This is a genomic window from Variovorax sp. LG9.2 (assembly GCF_035018885.1).
Taxonomy (GTDB): Bacteria; Pseudomonadota; Gammaproteobacteria; order Burkholderiales; family Burkholderiaceae_C; genus Variovorax.
Genome location: NZ_JASJXB010000001.1, coordinates 21,927 through 40,750 on the forward strand (window position 1 = coordinate 21,927; position 18,824 = coordinate 40,750).

The following is an 18,824-nucleotide window of genomic DNA, read 5'->3' on the forward strand; positions in this document are numbered from 1 at the left end:
GAATCAGCCCTAGCGCACGAGGAACCGGCATGAGTTTTATCAAGGAATTTCGCGAGTTCGCAGTCAAAGGGAACGTCGTTGACCTGGCAGTGGGCGTGATCATCGGGGCAGCGTTCGGCAAGATCGTCGACTCACTGGTCGGCGACATCATCATGCCGATCGTCGGGCTCGTATTCGGCAAGCTCGATTTTTCGAACTACTTCGTCGTGATGGGCACAGCGCCACCCGGCGTAGCCAACACGCTGGCCGACCTGAAGAAGGCTGGCGTACCCGTGCTCGCCTACGGCAGCTTCATCACCGTGGCGGTGAACTTCGCAATTCTTGCCTTCATCATTTTCCTCATGGTCAAACAGATCAACAAACTGCGCAGGCACGACGACGTGGCGCCACCCCCTGCGCCGACGCCCGAAGACATCGTGTTGTTGCGCGAAATCCGCGACAGCCTCAAACGCTCGTAACCGCAGCTTTATTTCTGCCGACGCCAGCCAACGTGCGGGCCATGCGCAGCGCCTCGATCAGGCTCGATGCATCTGCGCGTCCGGTGCCGGCAATGTCGAACGCCGTGCCGTGATCGGGGCTGGTGCGGACCAGCGGCAAGCCCAGCGTCACGTTGACGCCTTTGTCGACACCAAGATACTTGACGGGAATCAGCCCCTGGTCGTGGTACATCGCGACGACCACATCGAACTCGCCTTTGCGGCCTGGCGTCGCGCGCGCACGCATAAACACGGTGTCCGGCGCATACGGCCCGTGCGCGTCGATTCCTTCCAAACGCGCCGCGGCTATCGCCGGCGCGATGATGTGCTGCTCTTCCGAACCGAACAACCCACCCTCGCCTGCGTGGGGATTGAGGCCAGCCACGCCGATTCGCGGCGCGTGCCCCAGCGCCACTCCCAAAGCTGAATGCGTGATGCGCAACGTCTGCAACACGCCTTCGAACGTGACGGCGTCGATCGCGTTTCGAAGCGACATGTGGATGCTGACGAGCACAGTTCGCAGCTCGTCGTTTGCCAGCATCATGCGCACCGGCACCTTGGAGACAGGGCGCCCGAGATACGCCGCCGACTCGGCCTGCAGCAACTCGGTGTGACCGGGATATGGAAAACCAGCCGCAGCCAGAGACTCCTTGTGAAGCGGCGCAGTCACCATCGCAGCGATGTCACCGTGAAGCGCAGCACGCACCGCCCACACCACGCAGTCGCCCGCCACCTGTCCGGCCAATGCACTCACGATGCCCACGGCGAAAACGGGCGGCGGCTCGACCACTTGCAGCACCGGAACGCAACGAGGCGGAACATCGACCGCCTCGCTTGCGCTGTCGAGCAATGCCACCGGCCAAGCCAGTTGCCCCGGTGACGCCAGCGCCGTACATGCAGCGCGCACCGTCGCAACGTCGCCCGCAACGAAGCAACCTCGTGTGGCATCCGGCGCATCCCGAAAAGCCTTGACGATGATCTCGGGGCCGATACCTGCCGGGTCGCCCAACGTAATTGCAATGGGCTTCGTCGTCTTCATGCCGGGTTGTCGATGTCGATGAACTCGTGGGCCAAGCCGAGCTGCGCAGCGATATGCCCGGCCACAGCAGGCGCACCGTAGCGTTCTGTCGCGTGATGGCCGCAGGCGAGATACGCCACACCCATTTCGCGCGCGTAATGCGCTTGCGGCTCTGAAATTTCTCCGGTGATGAAGGCGTCGGCACCCGCCGCGATCGCTGCCTCGAAGTGGCCTTGCGCGCCACCGGTGCACCACGCAATAGTCTTGATCGGACGATGCGCGCCATCAACCAGCGTGACCGGGCGTCCGAGTATTTTTTCAACATGAATCGCGAGCAAAGCAGCGCTGGGGAACGATGCGCCATCGGTACGTCCGCCGAGAAACCCGAGCTCTTGCTCCCCGAACCGACCACCGGAGCCAGGTTGCGCGACCAAGCCCAGCTTGAGCCCGAGCTGCGCGTTGTTGCCGAGGTCGGGATGCGCGTCGAGCGGCAGGTGATACGCGAACAGATTTACGTCATCGCCAAGCAGCAACCCGAGCCGCTGCTTCATCCAGCCGGTGACACGCCCGTCCTGCCCGCGCCAGAACAAGCCGTGGTGGACAAAAATCGCGTCGGCTTCGGCATGAATGGCGGCTTCGATCAACGCACGGCTGGCAGTGACACCGGATACGATCTTGCGCACCACCGTACGGCCTTCGACTTGCAGGCCATTTGGCCCGTAGTCCTTGAAACGTGCGGGGGCCAGCAGCAGGTCGAACGCATGCAGGAGTTCGTGGCGGGTCGTGCTCATCACGCCATTGTGGCCGCGGCCGAAGGCCAGGCGCTGAGGGACAATGCGTTTTCTTTTTCTCCCCCTTTCCACTTCCCATGAAACGTATCTGGCTGCTGTTCGCCCAAGCCGTCACCGTGCTGCTGGCAGCTTTTTTCGTCGTGTCGACGCTCAAGCCCGAATGGGTCAACCGACGTGCCACGTTGCTCGGTGGCGTGGTGTCGGTCGTCGAAGCGCCCGCAGGCGCACTGAACAACATCGCGCCGGGCAGCTTGAGCGCTGCTGCCAAGAAGGCATCTCCCGCCGTGGTCAGCATCAACACCAGCAAGGCCGCACAGCGCAATCCGCGCAGCAACGACCCGTGGTTCAAGTTTTTCTTCGGCGACCAGGGGGGCGACCAGCCACAAGTCGGACTGGGCAGCGGCGTGATCGTCAGCGCCGATGGCTACATCCTGACCAACAACCATGTGGTCGAGGGCGCCGACGAGATCGAAGTTACGCTCAACGACAGCCGGCATGCGCATGGCAAAGTCATCGGCACCGACCCCGATACCGACTTGGCCGTGCTCAAGATCGAACTCGACAAGCTGCCGGTCATTACCCTTGGCAATTCGGACGGGCTGGAAGTGGGCGATCAGGTGCTGGCCATCGGCAACCCGTTCGGCGTCGGCCAGACCGTGACCAGTGGCATCGTCTCCGCACTCGGCCGCAACCAGTTGGGCATCAACAACTTCGAGAACTTTATTCAGACCGACGCCGCCATCAACCCGGGCAATTCCGGTGGTGCGCTGATCGACGTGAACGGCAACCTCGAAGGCATCAATACCGCGATCTATTCGCGCTCGGGCGGCAGCATGGGCATCGGCTTCGCGATCCCCGTGTCGATGGCGAAGATCGTGCTTGAAGGCATCGTCAAAGAAGGCCAGGTGCGGCGCGGCTGGATCGGCGTGGAGCCGAACAACCTGTCGCCCGAGCTGGCCGAAACCTTCGGTGTGAAGGCCGACACCGGCGTCATCATCACCGGCGTACTGCAGGCCGGGCCGGCTGCCAAAGCGGGGATTCGTCCGGGTGACGTCATCACCGGTGTGGGCGACAAGAAGATCGACAACGTGCAGGAGCTGTTGACTGCGGTCGCCGGACTCAAGCCGGGCAACGCCTCGCGCTTCGCCTTGCGCCGCGGCGGCGACAAGATGGAACTCGACGTGACGCCCGGCCTGCGACCCAAGACGCCGATTCGCAAGGCACCTGCGCAAGACAACGAATAAGCGCCGACCGCCGCTCGGCGAAGTTCGGCTCAAGCGCCCTTCGGCTCAGCCGAATTTCAGCTCAAAGCTTGGCATCGACTTCGGTCGATGCCGCGATGTCGTCGGGCTTCTTGCTGTGCTTTACGAAGTATTTCGCGCCGAGGATGCCGATCTCGTAAAGCAGGCACATCGGAATGGCGAGCGCCAGTTGCGACACCACGTCGGGCGGCGTCAACACCGCGGCGACCACGAATGCGACGACAATGAAATAGCCGCGAAAAGAGCGCAGCTTTTCGACGGTGACCAACTCGAAGCGCACCAGCAACATCACCACGATCGGCACCTGAAACGCAACGCCGAACGCGATGTACAGCGACAGGATGGCTTCAACGTATGACGAGATGTCGGGCGTCGCATTGACCGACACCGGCGTGAAGCGCTGGATAAAGCCAAACATCTTGTCGAGCACGAAGAACTGCACGAAGCCGATGCCGGTGTACGCCAGCAAGCTGCCGAAGAAAATCAGCGGCAAGGCAAAGCGTTTTTCGTGGCTGTACAGGCCAGGCGCCACGAACATCCAGATCTGGTACATCAGCCAAGGCAGCGCCAGCAACACCGAGGTCATGCCCAACACTTTGAGCGGCACGAAAAACGGCGAGAACACGCCAATGGCGATCAGTTTGCCCCCACTTGGCATGTGCGCGCGAATCGGCACCGCGATCATGTCGATCAGACCACTCGGGCCGGGCCAAATAGCGAGCAGCGCCGCGGCGACGGCAAGGCCGTAGGCGCAATACAGCAATCGGTCGCGCAGCTCGACGAGATGCGCGACGAAAGGCTGCTCGGTGCCGGCCAGTTCGTCTTCTTTGTTATGGGTATCGGAATCAGCCATGGGGAGCAATGGAGAACAAGGAGCGCTGTCGGACGCCGTGCGGCGCGCGAGGGTCGCTGGGGTGGTGCGCTAGTTGATCTTGTGGGGGCGGAAGCGCGCAACGCGCGCCGCACCCGAAAGCGCCTTGGTGCGCACACCGTTGCGCGACTTGTACCACTGCGGGGTGGCGCCCTGTTTCAGGCGCCAGTTTTTGCGGGGATGCCTGTATTCCGGAACCACCGGCTCCGGCTCGGCCAGCGCCGACAACGTTTCGGCGCTGCTGCCGGAGAGCTGCTTTTCGAGATCGCTCGCGCTCGACTGGATGCTGCTCTGAACGTCGCGCGCCGCGTCTTCGACAGTGCTCTTCATCTTGCGCAACTCATCGAGCTCCATCGACCGATTGACCTCGGACTTGACGTCGTTGACATAGCGCTGCGCCTTGCCCAGCAGCATGCCGACGGTGCGCGCCACGCGGGGCAGCTTTTCGGGACCGATGACGACCAGCGCGACCACGCCGATCAGCGCCATCTTTTCTAGACCGAGGTCGAACACTGGGTGCGGCGGCTCAGGACTTCTGGCGCGCTTCGACGTCGATCGTCGACTTGTCGGCGGCCGGGTTCGACGTTACGTGACCGGCGGGCGGTACCGCCGTGTCGGTGCTCGACCCGTCTTTGACGCCGTCTTTGAAACCCTTGACGGCACCGCCAAGGTCGCTGCCCATATTGCGCAACTTCTTTGTGCCGAACACCATCACCACGATCAGCAGCACGATCAGCCAATGCCAGATAGAAAAAGAACCCATGGAAGACTCCTGAAGAATGTATGAATTTTAGTCTTGCGGCGATCTCAGCCGCGCAGCCACGGACGAGGGCCGCCCATGACGTGAACATGGAGATGGTGCACTTCTTGCCCACCTTCGGCGCCGGTATTGACTACGACGCGAAAGCCGCCTTCCGGGTAAGCGCGGCAGCCCTGCTCCGTCGCTAGGCTGGGCGCCAGCGTCATAATTTTTCCCATCAGCGCGGCGTGTGCGGGTGTCAGTTGCGCCATCGACGGAATATGGTCTTTGGGCACCATCATGAAATGGACCGGCGCCCAAGGCGCGATGTCGTGGAAGACGAACAGGTCGTCGTCTTCGTAGACCTTGCGCGAAGGAATCTTGCCTTCGATGATCTTGCAGAAAACGCAGTTCGGGTCAGACGACATTGCTGGTGTCCATCGGGCGGCCGTCGTTCATGCGGATCATTCCCTTGACGATGCGGTAGAGAAACCACAGGGAGATCAAGCCCCAGGCAATCCATCCCGGCACCAACAGCAGCAGCCAGAGCCACGAGGTCAGCAGGTACAGCACCCCAGCCCACAAGACTGAGCGAATGCGCCAGCTGAAGTGCGACGCCTGCCAAGTGCCGGCCGCATCATCGCGTTTGACCACGTCGATCACCAGCGCCACCAGCAGCAGCACGACCGACACCTGGGCGCCGGGCAACACGGCGCCGATGGCGACCACCAAATGCAGCACGTAGCTGACCCAGCCCCAGGTTTTGAGCGAGTTGTCGGGTTGAACGGTCACGATGTCGTTGGCCATGACGTCCTTTCAGTCGTTTGATGCTTCGCGGTCTTGCGCCTTGCGCAAGGACTTTTCTTCAATGCCGCTGGTGCCTTCGCGGCGCTCCAGTTCGGCCACCACGTCACGCGGCGACAGCCCGTAATGTGCCAGCGCTACCATACTGTGGAACCACAGGTCGGCCACTTCGTTCACTATTTTTTTGGCATCGCCGCCGTGGTCCGCATCTTTGGCGGCCATCACGACTTCAGTGGCTTCTTCGCCGATCTTTTTCAGAAAGGCATCCGGGCCACGATGCAACAACCGGGCCACGTAGCTCGTGTCCGGATCGCCGCCGCGGGCGGGCAACCGGCTTTCGATCACCGCAGCAAGGCGATCGAGTGCGTCGTCGATTCGGCTCGTGCTCATGATTTATAGATCGTTTCAGGGTCTTTGAGGACAGGCTCGACCGCCGTCCATTGCCCGCCTTCGTACTTGCTGAAGAAGCAGCTGTGGCGCCCTGTGTGGCAGGCGATGCCGGGTTCATGGCCGAGTTGCGTGACCTTGAGCAACACGACGTCGTTGTCGCAGTCCATCCGGATCTCGTGGACCTTTTGTTCATGGCCCGACTCCTCGCCCTTGAACCACAACTTTTCGCGCGACCGGCTGTAATACACCGCGCGGCCGAGCTCGGCGGTCTTTTCGAGCGCCTCGCGGTTCATCCAGGCGAACATCAACACGTCGTTGCTGCCGCGCTCCTGCGCGATGACCGGCACCAGGCCGTTCGCGTCCCACTTCACTTCATCGAGCCAATTCATTGGTGCATTGTCCCGGATCGCTAAATCCGCATCGGTATGCCACGGGAGGCCATCAGGGTCTTGGCCTCGCCGACCGTGAACTCACCGTAATGAAAGATGCTCGCCGCCAGCACCGCATCGGCGCCGCCGGTCTGCACGCCGTCCGCCAGATCGGCCAGTGTGCCGACGCCGCCGGAAGCGATCACCGGGATGCCGATCGCATCGCTCACGGCACGCGTGAGTTCCAGGTCAAAGCCGCTCTTGGTGCCGTCGCGGTCCATGCTGGTCAACAGGATTTCGCCGGCGCCGCGGCGTGCCATTTCGATGGCCCATTGCACAGCATCCAATCCCGTGTTCTGCCGCCCGCCATGGCTGTACACATCCCATCCGGGGCCGACGCGCAGACCGTTCGGCCCGATGCGCTCGGCCTCTTCGGCGCTGCGACGCTTGGCATCGATGGCGACCACGATGCATTGCGCGCCGTACTTGTGCGAGGCGTCGTCGATGACCTGCGGGTTCGCGATGGCGGCGGAGTTGAAGCTGGTCTTGTCGGCGCCCGCGTTGAGCAGCCGCCGCACGTCTTCGACGGTGCGCACGCCGCCGCCGACGGTCAGGGGAATGAATACCTGCGACGCCACCGCTTCGATGATCGGCAGGATCAAATCGCGACCGTCGCTGGTGGCGGTGATGTCGAGAAACGTGAGTTCGTCGGCGCCCTGTGCGTTGTAGCGCGCTGCGATTTCCACTGGGTCGCCGGCATCGCGCAGTTCGAGAAAGTTGACGCCCTTGACGACACGGCCACCGGTGACGTCGAGGCAAGGAATGATCCGTTTGGCGAGCATGGGTCGGTCGTAAAGAGTCAGCAGAAAATCGAAAAAAAAGAGATTCAGAGCACGGTGAATTGTTGCCAGCACTGCCACTGCGCGCCGGGTGCCAGCAGCACGTTCTCGTCGATGCGCGCGGCTTCCACGCAAAGCATGTGCCTGTAGCCGTCATCCGGCATGTCGCTCATCTTGGCGCTGAGCGCGGCGCCTGGGTTCCAGACCACGGTTTCGGTGCAACTCGCGCTTTGGGCGATCTGCAGTGTGCCGGAAGGCTGGACCAGTTTCAGCGGCGCCACCGGTGCACCGTAAACGCTGTCGAACTCGGCGTCGAAGTTCAGCGATTCAGTCATCTCGACGTGCCGCTCATTGCGTACCGAGTCCCAGCGCTTCGCATTCTGCAGGCCTTCCAACCGAGCATCGGCGATGTCGTCGACGTGCAGATAGCTGTGCAGCGCGGCGGCGAAGCTCCACGGTGCACTGTCGGTGTTGATGGCCACGAGAGTGGTGCGCAAGCTGCCGGGAGTCAGCGAAATACCAAGGCGCAAATCAAAGGTGCGGGGCCAGAGCGCCCGGGTGGCGTCGTTGTCGCGCAGCACCAGCGTCAGCTCGCCCGCCTTGGTTTCCGGAACTTCGGTCACGGCCTCCCAAAGCACGTTCCGCGCAAAACCATGCTTGGGCAGAGGGCCACGCTCGTTGAACTGCGGCCAGCACACCGGCACACCGCCGCGGATCGCGCTCTTCCCGTCGAACTGCGCGGCCGGGCTCAGGTAAATCCGCTCGATGCCATCGGCCGTGGTCCACGACAACAGGTGCGCGCCGTGCAACGCCACCACCGCGCGATCGCCGCCGGGCAGCGCCACTGCCAGCGCTGGCTGTCCGCGAAAAAGTAGAGATTGAGTCGGCATGCGCTCGATTCTATGGAGCGTGCGGCGTCGGCCCGTCCACCTTCATCGTCTCGGACGTGTTTCCGAGGCTGATCGAGAGGCTGATCGACCCTCGCTGTCGGCGTCTCGCACGGGGCAGGCCGGGTCGCCGCCGGCTCAGGCTGTCAGGCCGCGCCGAGTTCGTCGGCGCGTTCCTGCGCCAGTGCGAAGTCGAGATCGCCGGAATAGATCGCCCGACCGCAGATCACGCCCTCGACACCATCGCTTTCGACAGCGCACAGCTTGTCGATGTCGTCCATGTTCGACAAGCCGCCGGAGGCGATGATCGGGATCGTCAGCGCCTGCGCCAGCCGCACCGTCGCCTCGATATTGATGCCCGACAACATGCCGTCGCGGCCGATGTCGGTGTAGATGATCGATTCGACGCCGTAGTCTTCGAACTTCTTGCCCAGATCGGCGACTTCGTGGCCGGTGAGCTTGCTCCAGCCATCGGTCGCGACCTTGCCATCCTTCGCGTCGAGGCCGACGATGATGTGGCCGCCAAACGCCACGCAGGCATCTTTCAAAAAGCCCGGGTTCTTGACGGCGGCGGTGCCGATGATCACGTAGCGGAGGCCGTCGTCGATGTAGCGCTCGATGGTGTCGAGATCACGAATCCCGCCGCCCAGCTGCACCGGAATCTCGTCGCCGACTTCGCGCAAGATCGCCTTGATCGCGGCGTGATTCTGCGGCTTGCCGGCAAAAGCGCCGTTCAGGTCGACAAGATGCAGGCGCCGCGCGCCGGCCTCGACCCACTTGCGCGCCATGGCGGCCGGGTCTTCGCTGAAGATGGTCGATTGGCCCATGTCGCCCTGCTTGAGGCGAACGCAGTGACCGTCCTTGAGATCGATAGCGGGAATCAGCAACATGGCAGGGCGGCCCGAAAACGGGGCTCAGGGGTTCCAGTGGAGAAAGTTGCGGTAGAGCTGCAAACCATGGTCAGCGCTCTTTTCGGGATGAAACTGGGTAGCAAAAATATTATCGCGTGCGATGGCGGCCGTGAAGGGCGCGCCGTAGTCCGCCTCGCCGACGCTGTGCTTCGCATTGGTCGGCTTCGCGTAGAAGCTGTGCACGAAATAGAAGTAGCTCCCGTCGGGCACACCCGCCCAGATCGGGTGCGGCTGCGCCTGGCGGACCTGGTTCCACCCCATCTGCGGCACCTTGTAGCGGCTGCCGTCGGGCTGCATCCTGCCCGCCAGGTCGAACTTGACCACGTCACCCGGAATGAGCCCGAGGCCGTCGGTCGGCCCCTCATGGCTGTGCGACAGCAGCATCTGCATGCCGACGCACACGCCGAACAGTGGCTTGCTGGCAGCCGCCTCCAGCACCGACGCCTGCAGGCCCGAATCACGCAGCTCGCGCATGCAGTCGGGCATGGCACCCTGGCCCGGCAGCACCACGCGCGTAGCCTTGCGCACGACGTCGGGGTCGGAGGTGACAAAGACCTGTACGCCGACCTGATCGGCGGCGTGCTGCACGGCTTGCGACACCGAGCGCAGGTTGCCCATGCCGTAGTCGACCACCGCCACCGTGTTGGCCATGCCGTTCGAATCTTTCAGAGGGAGCCTTTGGTCGACGGAATGACGCCGATCGATCTCGGATCGACTTCGAGCGCGGCTCTCACGGCCCGCGCAAACGCCTTGAAGACCGTCTCGCACTGGTGGTGCGCGTTGACGCCTTTCAGGTTGTCGATGTGCAGCGTGACGAACGCGTGGTTCACGAAGCCCTGAAAAAATTCGTAGGTAAGCTGGCTGTCGAAAGTGCCGATCATCCCGCTGGTGAACGGCACGTCCATGACCAGCCCGGGACGGCCCGAAAAATCGATCACGACACGGCTCAAGGCTTCGTCCAGCGGCACGTAGGCGTGGCCGTAGCGGCGAATGCCCTTCTTGTCGCCGATCGCCTTGGCGACCGCCTGGCCCAGCGTGATGCCCACGTCTTCGACCGTATGGTGGCCGTCGATGTGCAGGTCGCCCTCGCAATGGATGTCGAGATCGATCAAGCCGTGGCGCGCGATCTGGTCGAGCATGTGGTCGAAGAAACCGATGCCGGTTGACAGTTTCGCCTTGCCGGAGCCATCGAGATTGACGCTGACGGTGATCTTTGTTTCCGCCGTGTTGCGGGTAACAGAGGCCGTACGCGCGCCGGGCACGCCGGAAGAAGCGCCGGCCGCGGCCGCGAGAACCTGATCGGGTGTCGTGGGGGTGTTCATAAGGATTTTCGGATCGCCGCGAGCATCTGAGCGTTCTCGTCGGCGGTTCCGACTGTGAGGCGCAGGCAGTTCGCGAGCAGTGGGTGCATTTTAGAAACGTTCTTCACGAGCACGCCGTGCGCCTTCATGCGATCGAAGGTTTTTCCGGCGCGGTCGCCGCCGGCCTGCCCATCCCCCTCGATGCGCACCAGGATCATGTTGGCGTCGCTCGGCCAAACGGTCACGCCGGGCAACGCTGTCAACGCGGCGAGCAACTTGGCGCGCTCGGCGCGGATGGTTTCGGCCTGTGCCTCGAACACCGCGGAATGCTCAAGTGCGAACAGCGCGCACTCGCAATTCAGCACGCTGATGTTGTAGGGCGGGCGCACCTTGTCGACCTCGGCGATGAGCGCTGCCGGGCCCATCAGGTAACCGAGCCTCACGCCGGCCAACCCGAACTTGCTCAGCGTGCGCATCAAGAGCACATGCCCATGCTTGGCGATCCTGCCGATATAGCTTTTGCCAGCGAAGGGCTGGTAGGCCTCGTCCATCACGACCAAGCCGCCCTGCGCGCCTTGCGCATCGACGATCTTCTCGATAACGCCGTCGTCCCACAAGTTAGCGGTGGGATTGTTCGGATAAGCGAGGTAGACGATGGCGGGCTTCTCAAGCGCGATCGCTTCCAGCATCGCCGCTTCATCGAGTTCGAAGTTTGCGGTGAGCGGTACACCGACGAACCGAAGCCCCTGCAACTGCGCACTCATCGCGTACATCACAAAGCCGGGCACCGGCGCCAGCACCGTCGCACCGGGCAGGTCGCACGCCAGCGCCAAAAGCGAAATCAGCTCGTCCGACCCATTGCCGAGCATCAGCGCGAAACCCTCGGGCATGCGGGCGTGCGCAGCCAGCGCACGCTGCAGGTCCACACCTCGATCGCCGGGATAACGGTTGATGGCCAGCGCACCAAGCCGCGCGCCCAGTTCGGCCTGCAGCGCAGGAGGCAGGCCGAACGGGTTTTCCATCGCGTCGAGCTTGACCATGCCGTTCGCGTCTTGCACCGCGTAGGCATGCATTGATTTCACGTCGGCGCGAAAGCGTTGCAGCGCGGGGTTCGAAACGTCGGCGGACGATGCAGGAGTCATGGGCAATCAGGAGATCGAAAGGTTGCGAGGTCACAAGATTGTGCGTCGCGGGGATCAGTCAGTGCGTGCAGCGGTAACTGTTGCGGAGCGCTGCCGACAGCACCAGTTGAACGGGCATATCGGCTTCATAACTTTCGGCGTTGCGCTTCAATTCTGTCTGGTAGAGCGAGCGCGCCATCTCAGGATCGAGCTTGCGATTCTCGACGCAGAACGGTGGCTTCCGGCCTTCGCGCTGCGACGCCTCGCTGGCCTCGCGCAAACCCTCCATCACGCCGACCAGGTAGTAGCCGGCGTAGACCTTGCCGTTTTTCTCGTTCGCTTCGAGCAGCTTGAACTGGCGGATCGTCATCGCATTGGCGGCAGTCGTGCACAGCACTGCAAATACGAACACCGCGCCCAAATTAGTCAGCGTTGAAATTCGATGAAAGGTGGCCCAGCGCCTCAGCATAGAAAACATACCGGACATCGCGAATTGGTTGCGGGACTGAAGGACTGAAGGACTGAAAGTACTCAAAGTACTGAAATCAGGAACCCCGGGAGTTGCGCAGTCGCATCGCCGCTGCACGGGCATGGGCGAACAGCCCCTCGCCTTCGGCCAGCGTGACGGCTATCGGGCCGAGCGTTTGCGCGCCCTGCTCGCTCACCTCGATCAGACTACTGCGTTTCTGAAAATCGTAGACGCCGAGCGGACTTGAAAAGCGCGCCGTGCCGGACGTCGGCAAGACATGGTTCGGCCCAGCGCAGTAGTCGCCGAGCGTTTCACTGGTGAAAGCGCCCAGAAAAATGGCCCCGGCGTGGCGCAGCAGCGGCTCCCACCGATGCGGCTCGCTGCTCGACACCTCCAGATGCTCGGGCGCGATGCGGTTGCTGATTTCGCAGGCTTCTTCCATGCTGCGCGTGTGGATGAGCGCACCGCGGCCGTTCAACGACGCAGCGATGATGCCGGCGCGCGGCATGTCGGGCAGCAACCGATCGATCTCCTGCTGCACGCGATCGATGTACGCCGCATCGGGGCTCAACAACACGCTCTGCGCCAACTCGTCGTGCTCGGCCTGGCTGAAGAGGTCCATAGCAACCCAGTCGGGTGGTGTGGTGCCGTCGGCCAACACCAGGATTTCGCTTGGGCCGGCGATCATGTCGATGCCGACGGTGCCGAACACGCGGCGTTTTGCCGCTGCCACATAGGCGTTGCCGGGGCCGGTGATCTTGTCGACGGCCGGAATGGTTTGCGTGCCGTAAGCCAGCGCGCCAATGGCCTGAGCGCCGCCGATCGTGAAGCCGCGCGTAACGCCGGCGACATAAGCCGCAGCCAGCACAAGCGGGTTCTTTTCACCGCGCGGCGTCGGCACGACCATGATGATTTCGCCAACTCCGGCGACGTGGGCGGGAATGGCGTTCATCAGCACGCTCGACGGATAGGCTGCCTTGCCGCCCGGCACATAGATGCCGACGCGGTCGAGCGGCGTGACCTTTTGGCCGAGCAGCGTACCGTCGGCGTCGCGATAACGCCAGCTCTCGCCCGACGCCTTTTTCTGCGCCTCATGGAAGCTGCGCACTCGTGCAGCCGCGGACTGGAGCGCCTCGCGCTGCACGGCGGGCAACTCCTCGAAAGCGGTTTTCATTTCCGCCTGCGTGAGCTCGACTTGCTGCATCGATGCGGCATCGAGCCCGTCGAAGCGGCGCGTGTACGCGAGCACCGCCGCATCGCCGCGCTGTTGTACGTCGGCGAGGATGTCGGCCGCCACTTTTTCGATGGCGGCATCCGCCTCGGCGGACCAATGAAGTCGCGCTTTGAACTCGGCCTCGAAATTGGTCGATGCGGTGGAGAGTCGCGCGGGAAATGCGGTCAATTTCATGACGTCAAAGGATCGCAGGGAGGATGGCGGAAAGGGTCACGGCGCGAGGATCAAGGTGTCGTCGCAATCGCCGACGCGAACGCATCGATGATGCGGCGGATGGGCTCGCGCTTGAGCTTGAGCGCCGCTTGGTTCACCACCAGTCGGGCGCTGATTTCCATGATGTGCTCGACCTCGACCAGGTTGTTGGCCCGCAGCGTGTTGCCGGTCGAGACGATGTCGACGATCGCGTCGGCCAGCCCGGTGAGCGGCGCCAGTTCCATGCTGCCGTAGAGCTTGATGAGGTCGACGTGCACGCCCTTGACGGCGAAGAAGTCGCGCGCGATGCCGACGAACTTGGTGGCGATCTTCAGGCGCGCGCCTTGTCGCACTGCATGGGCGTAGTCGAAGTCGGCGCGTGCCGCCACGCTCATGCGGCAGGCGGCGATCTTCAGGTCGAGCGGCAGATACAAGCCGGCGTTGCCGTGCTCGATCATGGTGTCGAGCCCGGTGACCCCGATATCGGCACCGCCCCATTGCACATAAGTAGGCACATCGGACGGCCGGACAAGCACCACGCGCACATCGGGCTGGTTGGTCGCGAGGATCAGCTTGCGTGATTTTTCGGGGTCTTCGGTGACCTCGATCCCGGCCGCGGCCAGCATGGGCAGCGTCTCGTCGAAAATGCGCCCTTTCGATAAGGCCAGCGTGATCAAGCAGACGCTCCTGCCAGACGCTCGATATCTGCACCCAGGCCACGCAGCTTGGTTTCCATGCGGTCGTAGCCGCGGTCGAGGTGGTAAATGCGGTCGATGAGTGTCTCGCCATCGGCAACCAGACCGGCGATGACCAAACTGGCCGAGGCTCGCAGATCGGTCGCCATCACCGTGGCACCCGAAAGTTGCTTTACACCCTCGACCATCGCAACCTTGCCTTCGACGTGAATGGTCGCGCCGAGACGAACCATCTCGTTCACATGCATGAAGCGGTTTTCGAAGATGGTTTCCGTGACCATCGAGGCGCCTTTGGCGATCACGTTGAGTGCCATGAACTGCGCCTGCATGTCGGTCGGAAAGCCCGGGTACTCGGTGGTGCTGAAGCTCTGCGCCGTAAGGTGCGCGTGCGCCGGCCCCTGGGAGCTGATGCGCACGCCGCCCGCTTCCGAAGTCACCTTGCAGCCCGCCTCGCGCAGCTTGTCGATCACCGCGTCCATGTGCTCGGCGCGTGCATGGCGCAGCAGCACATTGCCGCCGGTAGCCGCCACCGCACAGAGGAACGTGCCGGCCTCGATGCGGTCGGCCACCACCGCGTGTTCGCAGCCATGCAGTTTGGCGACGCCCTGAACACGGATGTGGCTGGTGCCGTGGCCTTCGATCTTCGCGCCCATCTTGATGAGCATTTCAGCAAGGTCGACGATCTCGGGTTCTTGCGCCGCATTTTCGAGCAGCGTTTCGCCCTCGGCCAGGGCTGCAGCCATCAAGAAATTTTCGGTGCCGGTCACCGTCACCATGTCGGTCAGGATGCTGGCGCCACGCAGCCGCGTACGGCCCTCCGGCAGCCGCGCGATCATGTAACCGTGCTCGACGACGATCTCGGCGCCCATCGCCTGCAGGCCCTTGATGTGCTGGTCGACTGGACGCGATCCGATGGCGCAGCCGCCCGGCAGCGACACCTTGGCGTGACCGAAGCGCGCCAGCAGCGGGCCGAGCGCCAGCACCGAGGCGCGCATGGTTTTGACCAGTTCGTACGGCGCTTCCGGATTGGTCAGATCGCTCGCGTCGAGCCGCACCATGCCGTTGTCGTCGCGCTCGGCCGCGACGCCCATGTTACGGACCAGCTTAAGCATGGTCGACACATCTTGCAGGCGCGGGACATTGCGAAGCGTCACGGGCTGGTCGGTCAACAGCGCCGCGCACAGTTCGGGCAGCGCGGCATTCTTGGCGCCGGAAATAAGCACTTCGCCCTGGAGCGTGCGCCCACCGCGAATAAGAAGTTTGTCCATCGAGAATCCAGCGAAAAAATCAGGGCCATTGGATGGCCGTCAAAAGCCAGCCGCTATGTTTGCGACGCCGCCCATTCGGTCGGCGTGAAAGTCTTCATCGACAGTGCGTGCACTTCGTCGGTGTGCATTTTCGCACCGAGGGTGGCGTAGACGCGCTGATGTCGCTGGATGGCGCGCTTGCCCTCGAATTCCGCCGACACGATGGTGGCATACCAGTGACGGCCGTCACCTTCCAGCGCGATGTGCTCACACGGCAAGCCTGATTGAATGATCGATTGAAGTTCATCGGATGTCATCTTGCTCAGCCCCGAATTTTGTAACCAATGCGCAGCAGATTGACGGCGATCGCGCTCACGACGAGCCAAGCGACTCCGACAATGCCGAAGCTGAGCCAAGGCGACGCATCGCTCACGCCGAAAAAGCCGTAGCGGAAGCCGTCGATCATGTAGAAAAACGGATTGAGGTGACTGACGGCCTGCCAGAACGGCGGCAGCGATCCGATTGAATAAAACACTCCCGACAAAAAGGTCATCGGCATGATGAGGAAGTTCTGGAACACAGCCATTTGATCGAACTTCTCGGCCCACAGGCCAGCGATCAAACCGAGTGTTCCGAGCATCGCCGAGCCTAAAAACGCGAACACGAGGATCCACACTGGCGCTGCGAACTGCGGCATGGCGAAGAAGATGGTCACGATGAAAACGCCGAGCCCCACTGCCAAGCCGCGGATGATCGACGAACCGACGTAAGCAAAAAACCAGCCCCAGTGCGACAGCGGCGTCAGCAACACGAACACCATGCTGCCCATAATCTTGCTCTGGATGATCGACGACGAACTGTTGGCGAACGCGTTTTGCAGCACGCTCATCATCACCAGACCCGGAATCAGGAACGCGGTGTAGCTGACGGAGCCATAAACCTTAACGTGGTTTTCAAGCACGTGGCCGAACACCATGAGGTAAAGCACCGCGGTGAGAACAGGCGCCCCGACCGTCTGGAATCCAACCTTCCAGAAGCGCAGCACCTCCTTGTATAGCAACGCGTGCCAACCGGTGACGGCGATCATCGCGCCACCTCCAACGGCGCCTGCTCGCCCGCCATCAGGTCGATGAACACGTCTTCAAGATCGGCCTTGCGCATCTCGACGTCTTCCACCGCCACGCCGGCTTCGCGGATCGCGGTCAGCAGTTGTTCCACTTCGTGCGCGTTTTGCGCAGGCAACTGCACGATGCGCCCCGTGATGCGGGCGTGTTGGGCGATGGCCCAAGGCAGCGACGCATCCGTCTTGAAACGCAGCACGTTGCTGGCCGCCGAACTGAGAAGTGCGCTGGTGCGATCGAGCGCAATCACACGGCCCTGTTTCAGCATCGCGATGCGATTGCATAGCGCTTCGGCTTCTTCGAGGTAGTGCGTGGTGAGCAGCACAGTGCTGCCCTGCTTGTTGAGCTTGGCGATGAACTGCCAGAGCGTCTGGCGCAGCTCGACATCGACACCGGCGGTGGGCTCGTCCAGCACGATCACGGAAGGCTTGTGCACCAGCGCCTGAGCCACCAGCACGCGACGCTTCATACCGCCTGAGAGCTGGCGCATGTTTGCGGTCGCCTTGTCGGCCAGACCAAGACTCTGCAACAGCTCGTCGATCCAGGCGTCGTTGTTCTTGATGCCGAAGTAGCCCGACTGAATGCGCAACGACTCTCGCACATTGAAGAACGGGTCGAAGACGAGTTCTTGCGGCACGACGCCGAGCTGACGTCGCGCATCGGCAAAGTCGCGTTGCACGTCGAAGCCGCGGACGCTGATGCTGCCTGTCGTCGGGCGCGAAAGCCCGGCGAGCATGCTGATCAGCGTCGTCTTGCCCGCACCGTTCGGGCCCAGGAGGCCGAAGAATTCGCCCTCTTCGATCTGGAAATTAACATCGTCGACCGCGCGCAAGCCGGGTTTGCCTTGAGCGCGCTGTAGACGGGAGGGAGGGTAGGTCTTGGAGACCGATTGAAAGGAGATCGCTGGCATGGGGAGCCCATGATTTTACGGGTCGGCGCGATTCTGGGGCGCCGTAGGGGCAGCACGGCGCTTAATCGACCACAGGCACCACTTCAGGGAGCGGCAGGCAACAGGCCGGCAACGCCGTAGAGCGAGGCCAGTTCACGCAAGCGGGACGAGAGCCCCTTGACGGCAAAACCGCGCCCGAGCGCGCTGGCTTCACGACGGCATTCGAGCAGCACCGCGATCGCCGACGAGTCGAAATGCGACAGCGCACTGGCATCGATGACTGTCGCCGTGCCGGGCTCCGACTGCCCTGCCATGCCCTGCTGCAGCATGCGCATGCACGCAGGCGCCTCTTCTTGGGTCAACTTGGAGGGCAGGACAAGCATCATGTGTTTGAAGCGGTGGCGATATCAGCTCTTGGCGTCGGTCTTGTTGCGTGCCGCCAGCGTCGCGATCAAACCGTCGATGCCCTTGCTGTTGATCTGCTCGGCGAACTGGGTGCGGTACGTATCCACCAGCCAGACGCCCAAAACATTCAGGTTGTAGACCTTCCAGCCGCTGCCATCGCCCGGCGTGCGCACCAGGCGGTAGTCGAGTTGAACCGGATCGCCACGGCCACGCACTTCGGTACGCACCAGTGCTTCCTTGTCGTCCGGCGAGCCACGGTACGGGCGAATCGTCACGGTTTGATCGCTCACCTGGTCCAACGCGCCAGCGTAAGTACGGACCAGCAGCAACTTGAACTCATCCTGCAGCCGCTTTTGCTGCTCAGGGGTGGCTTGACGCCAAGCCGGTCCGACCGCCGACGAGGTCATGCGCTGGAAGTCGAGATTCGGCATGATCTTGCTGTCGACCAGCGCCATGATCTTGCGTGTGTCGCCCGCCTTGATCGACGTGTCCGCTTTGATCGTGTCGAGGACGTCGGCGGTAATGCGCTTGACAAGCGCATCGGGCGACTCATCCGCGGCCCGAGCGGACGATACGGCAACCAATGCGCCGCCCAGCAGCAGCGCGCCGGCCAGCACGAATTGCCCAAGAGTTCTGCGCTGCAATATGGTGGTGGATTTCATTTGATTCAGTCTGTGCAAAATAACTGTGTAGCTGTCGAAACGGTTTGGAGCGAGGCGCCGACTACAGGGTTCCCCAGGGCAATCGCCATTGCTTGTAAACGGATGCAAAGCACAAAGGAATTGCCAGTGGCC

General features: G+C 62.7%; 26 protein-coding genes. 2 read left to right on the top strand and 24 right to left on the bottom strand.

The features are described from left to right. Positions 1-29 precede the first annotated feature (29 nt). Positions 30-458, top strand: coding sequence for a large conductance mechanosensitive channel protein MscL (gene mscL, locus QN413_RS00120; RefSeq protein ID WP_323494664.1), 429 nt, complete (start codon positions 30-32; stop codon positions 456-458). Here mscL and pdxA read toward each other — a convergent pair. Together pdxA and QN413_RS00130 are read right to left on the bottom strand one after the other, a co-directional pair. Next, positions 445-1,515 (bottom strand): 4-hydroxythreonine-4-phosphate dehydrogenase PdxA, encoded by a 1,071-nt coding sequence (gene pdxA / locus QN413_RS00125; RefSeq protein WP_323494665.1) that lies wholly within the window; start codon positions 1,513-1,515, stop codon positions 445-447. The two genes, mscL and pdxA, sit on opposite strands and share 14 nt — an antisense overlap. Then, positions 1,512-2,285 (bottom strand): Nif3-like dinuclear metal center hexameric protein, encoded by a 774-nt coding sequence (locus tag QN413_RS00130; protein WP_187054554.1) that lies wholly within the window; start codon positions 2,283-2,285, stop codon positions 1,512-1,514. Before QN413_RS00130 ends, pdxA begins: the two co-directional genes overlap by 4 nt. A 77-nt stretch (positions 2,286-2,362) precedes the next feature. Here QN413_RS00130 and QN413_RS00135 point away from each other — a divergent pair, with 77 nt between their 5' ends. Then, the gene (locus tag QN413_RS00135; RefSeq protein WP_187054553.1) at positions 2,363-3,529 is read left to right on the top strand and encodes a Do family serine endopeptidase; all 1,167 of its coding nucleotides are present in this window, start codon (positions 2,363-2,365) and stop codon (positions 3,527-3,529) included. A 61-nt stretch (positions 3,530-3,590) separates the two neighbouring features. Here the strand turns inward: QN413_RS00135 and tatC are convergent, their stop codons facing one another. From tatC to QN413_RS00245, 22 genes are all read right to left on the bottom strand, one after another. Then, on the bottom strand, positions 3,591-4,400 hold the full coding sequence (gene tatC, locus QN413_RS00140) for a twin-arginine translocase subunit TatC (protein WP_323494666.1): 810 nt from the start codon (positions 4,398-4,400) through the stop codon (positions 3,591-3,593). A gap of 69 nt (positions 4,401-4,469) precedes the next feature. Continuing rightward, complete coding sequence (gene tatB, locus QN413_RS00145; RefSeq protein WP_187054551.1) at positions 4,470-4,931, bottom strand: Sec-independent protein translocase protein TatB; 462 nt, start codon at positions 4,929-4,931, stop codon at positions 4,470-4,472. 13 nt (positions 4,932-4,944) lie between these two features. Continuing rightward, on the bottom strand, positions 4,945-5,181 hold the full coding sequence (gene tatA, locus QN413_RS00150) for a Sec-independent protein translocase subunit TatA (protein ID WP_323494667.1): 237 nt from the start codon (positions 5,179-5,181) through the stop codon (positions 4,945-4,947). 44 nt (positions 5,182-5,225) lie between these two features. Then, positions 5,226-5,585 (bottom strand): histidine triad nucleotide-binding protein, encoded by a 360-nt coding sequence (locus QN413_RS00155; RefSeq protein WP_323494668.1) that lies wholly within the window; start codon positions 5,583-5,585, stop codon positions 5,226-5,228. Beyond that, positions 5,575-5,964, bottom strand: a complete 390-nt coding sequence (locus QN413_RS00160; RefSeq protein ID WP_187054548.1) for a DUF4870 family protein — start codon at positions 5,962-5,964, stop codon at positions 5,575-5,577. The genes QN413_RS00155 and QN413_RS00160 overlap by 11 nt, the downstream gene beginning before the upstream one ends. A 9-nt stretch (positions 5,965-5,973) precedes the next feature. Continuing rightward, the gene (locus tag QN413_RS00165) at positions 5,974-6,351 is read right to left on the bottom strand and encodes a phosphoribosyl-ATP diphosphatase (protein ID WP_323494669.1); all 378 of its coding nucleotides are present in this window, start codon (positions 6,349-6,351) and stop codon (positions 5,974-5,976) included. After that, on the bottom strand, positions 6,348-6,740 hold the full coding sequence (gene hisI, locus QN413_RS00170) for a phosphoribosyl-AMP cyclohydrolase (protein ID WP_187054546.1): 393 nt from the start codon (positions 6,738-6,740) through the stop codon (positions 6,348-6,350). The genes QN413_RS00165 and hisI overlap by 4 nt, the downstream gene beginning before the upstream one ends. A 20-nt stretch (positions 6,741-6,760) precedes the next feature. Beyond that, positions 6,761-7,561 (bottom strand): imidazole glycerol phosphate synthase subunit HisF, encoded by an 801-nt coding sequence (gene hisF, locus QN413_RS00175; protein ID WP_323494670.1) that lies wholly within the window; start codon positions 7,559-7,561, stop codon positions 6,761-6,763. A gap of 44 nt (positions 7,562-7,605) precedes the next feature. Continuing rightward, positions 7,606-8,448 (bottom strand): D-hexose-6-phosphate mutarotase, encoded by an 843-nt coding sequence (locus tag QN413_RS00180; RefSeq protein ID WP_323494671.1) that lies wholly within the window; start codon positions 8,446-8,448, stop codon positions 7,606-7,608. Positions 8,449-8,591: 143 nt separating this feature from the next. Next, positions 8,592-9,335 carry a 1-(5-phosphoribosyl)-5-[(5-phosphoribosylamino)methylideneamino]imidazole-4-carboxamide isomerase gene (hisA, locus tag QN413_RS00185; protein WP_187054543.1) on the bottom strand — a complete coding sequence of 248 codons (744 nt, stop codon included), beginning with the start codon at positions 9,333-9,335 and terminating at the stop codon, positions 8,592-8,594. 24 nt (positions 9,336-9,359) lie between these two features. Further along, complete coding sequence (gene hisH, locus QN413_RS00190; RefSeq protein ID WP_323494672.1) at positions 9,360-10,007, bottom strand: imidazole glycerol phosphate synthase subunit HisH; 648 nt, start codon at positions 10,005-10,007, stop codon at positions 9,360-9,362. 14 nt (positions 10,008-10,021) lie between these two features. Then, a complete protein-coding gene (gene hisB, locus QN413_RS00195; protein WP_323494673.1) occupies positions 10,022-10,678 on the bottom strand; it encodes an imidazoleglycerol-phosphate dehydratase HisB in 657 nt (218 codons plus the stop codon). Beyond that, complete coding sequence (hisC, locus tag QN413_RS00200; protein ID WP_323494674.1) at positions 10,675-11,799, bottom strand: histidinol-phosphate transaminase; 1,125 nt, start codon at positions 11,797-11,799, stop codon at positions 10,675-10,677. The genes hisB and hisC overlap by 4 nt, the downstream gene beginning before the upstream one ends. Positions 11,800-11,857: 58 nt before the next feature. Beyond that, positions 11,858-12,265 (bottom strand): hypothetical protein, encoded by a 408-nt coding sequence (locus QN413_RS00205; protein ID WP_323494675.1) that lies wholly within the window; start codon positions 12,263-12,265, stop codon positions 11,858-11,860. 58 nt (positions 12,266-12,323) lie between these two features. Further along, positions 12,324-13,655 carry a histidinol dehydrogenase gene (gene hisD, locus QN413_RS00210; protein WP_323494676.1) on the bottom strand — a complete coding sequence of 444 codons (1,332 nt, stop codon included), beginning with the start codon at positions 13,653-13,655 and terminating at the stop codon, positions 12,324-12,326. 50 nt (positions 13,656-13,705) lie between these two features. After that, the gene (gene hisG / locus QN413_RS00215) at positions 13,706-14,350 is read right to left on the bottom strand and encodes an ATP phosphoribosyltransferase (protein ID WP_323494677.1); all 645 of its coding nucleotides are present in this window, start codon (positions 14,348-14,350) and stop codon (positions 13,706-13,708) included. Beyond that, positions 14,347-15,636: a UDP-N-acetylglucosamine 1-carboxyvinyltransferase gene (gene murA / locus QN413_RS00220; RefSeq protein WP_323494678.1), complete on the bottom strand. Its 1,290-nt coding sequence runs from the start codon at positions 15,634-15,636 to the stop codon at positions 14,347-14,349. The genes hisG and murA overlap by 4 nt, the downstream gene beginning before the upstream one ends. A gap of 53 nt (positions 15,637-15,689) precedes the next feature. Further along, positions 15,690-15,932 (bottom strand): BolA family protein, encoded by a 243-nt coding sequence (locus QN413_RS00225; protein ID WP_323494679.1) that lies wholly within the window; start codon positions 15,930-15,932, stop codon positions 15,690-15,692. A 5-nt stretch (positions 15,933-15,937) separates the two neighbouring features. After that, a complete protein-coding gene (locus tag QN413_RS00230; protein ID WP_323494680.1) occupies positions 15,938-16,702 on the bottom strand; it encodes an ABC transporter permease in 765 nt (254 codons plus the stop codon). Continuing rightward, positions 16,699-17,646 (bottom strand): ABC transporter ATP-binding protein, encoded by a 948-nt coding sequence (locus tag QN413_RS00235; RefSeq protein ID WP_323494681.1) that lies wholly within the window; start codon positions 17,644-17,646, stop codon positions 16,699-16,701. The genes QN413_RS00230 and QN413_RS00235 overlap by 4 nt, the downstream gene beginning before the upstream one ends. Positions 17,647-17,729: 83 nt before the next feature. After that, entirely contained in the window at positions 17,730-18,008 is a 279-nt protein-coding gene (locus QN413_RS00240) for an STAS domain-containing protein (RefSeq protein WP_323495005.1), read from the bottom strand. 24 nt (positions 18,009-18,032) lie between these two features. Continuing rightward, on the bottom strand, positions 18,033-18,692 hold the full coding sequence (locus tag QN413_RS00245; protein ID WP_323494682.1) for an ABC transporter substrate-binding protein: 660 nt from the start codon (positions 18,690-18,692) through the stop codon (positions 18,033-18,035). Between the last annotated feature and the right edge of the window lie 132 nt (positions 18,693-18,824).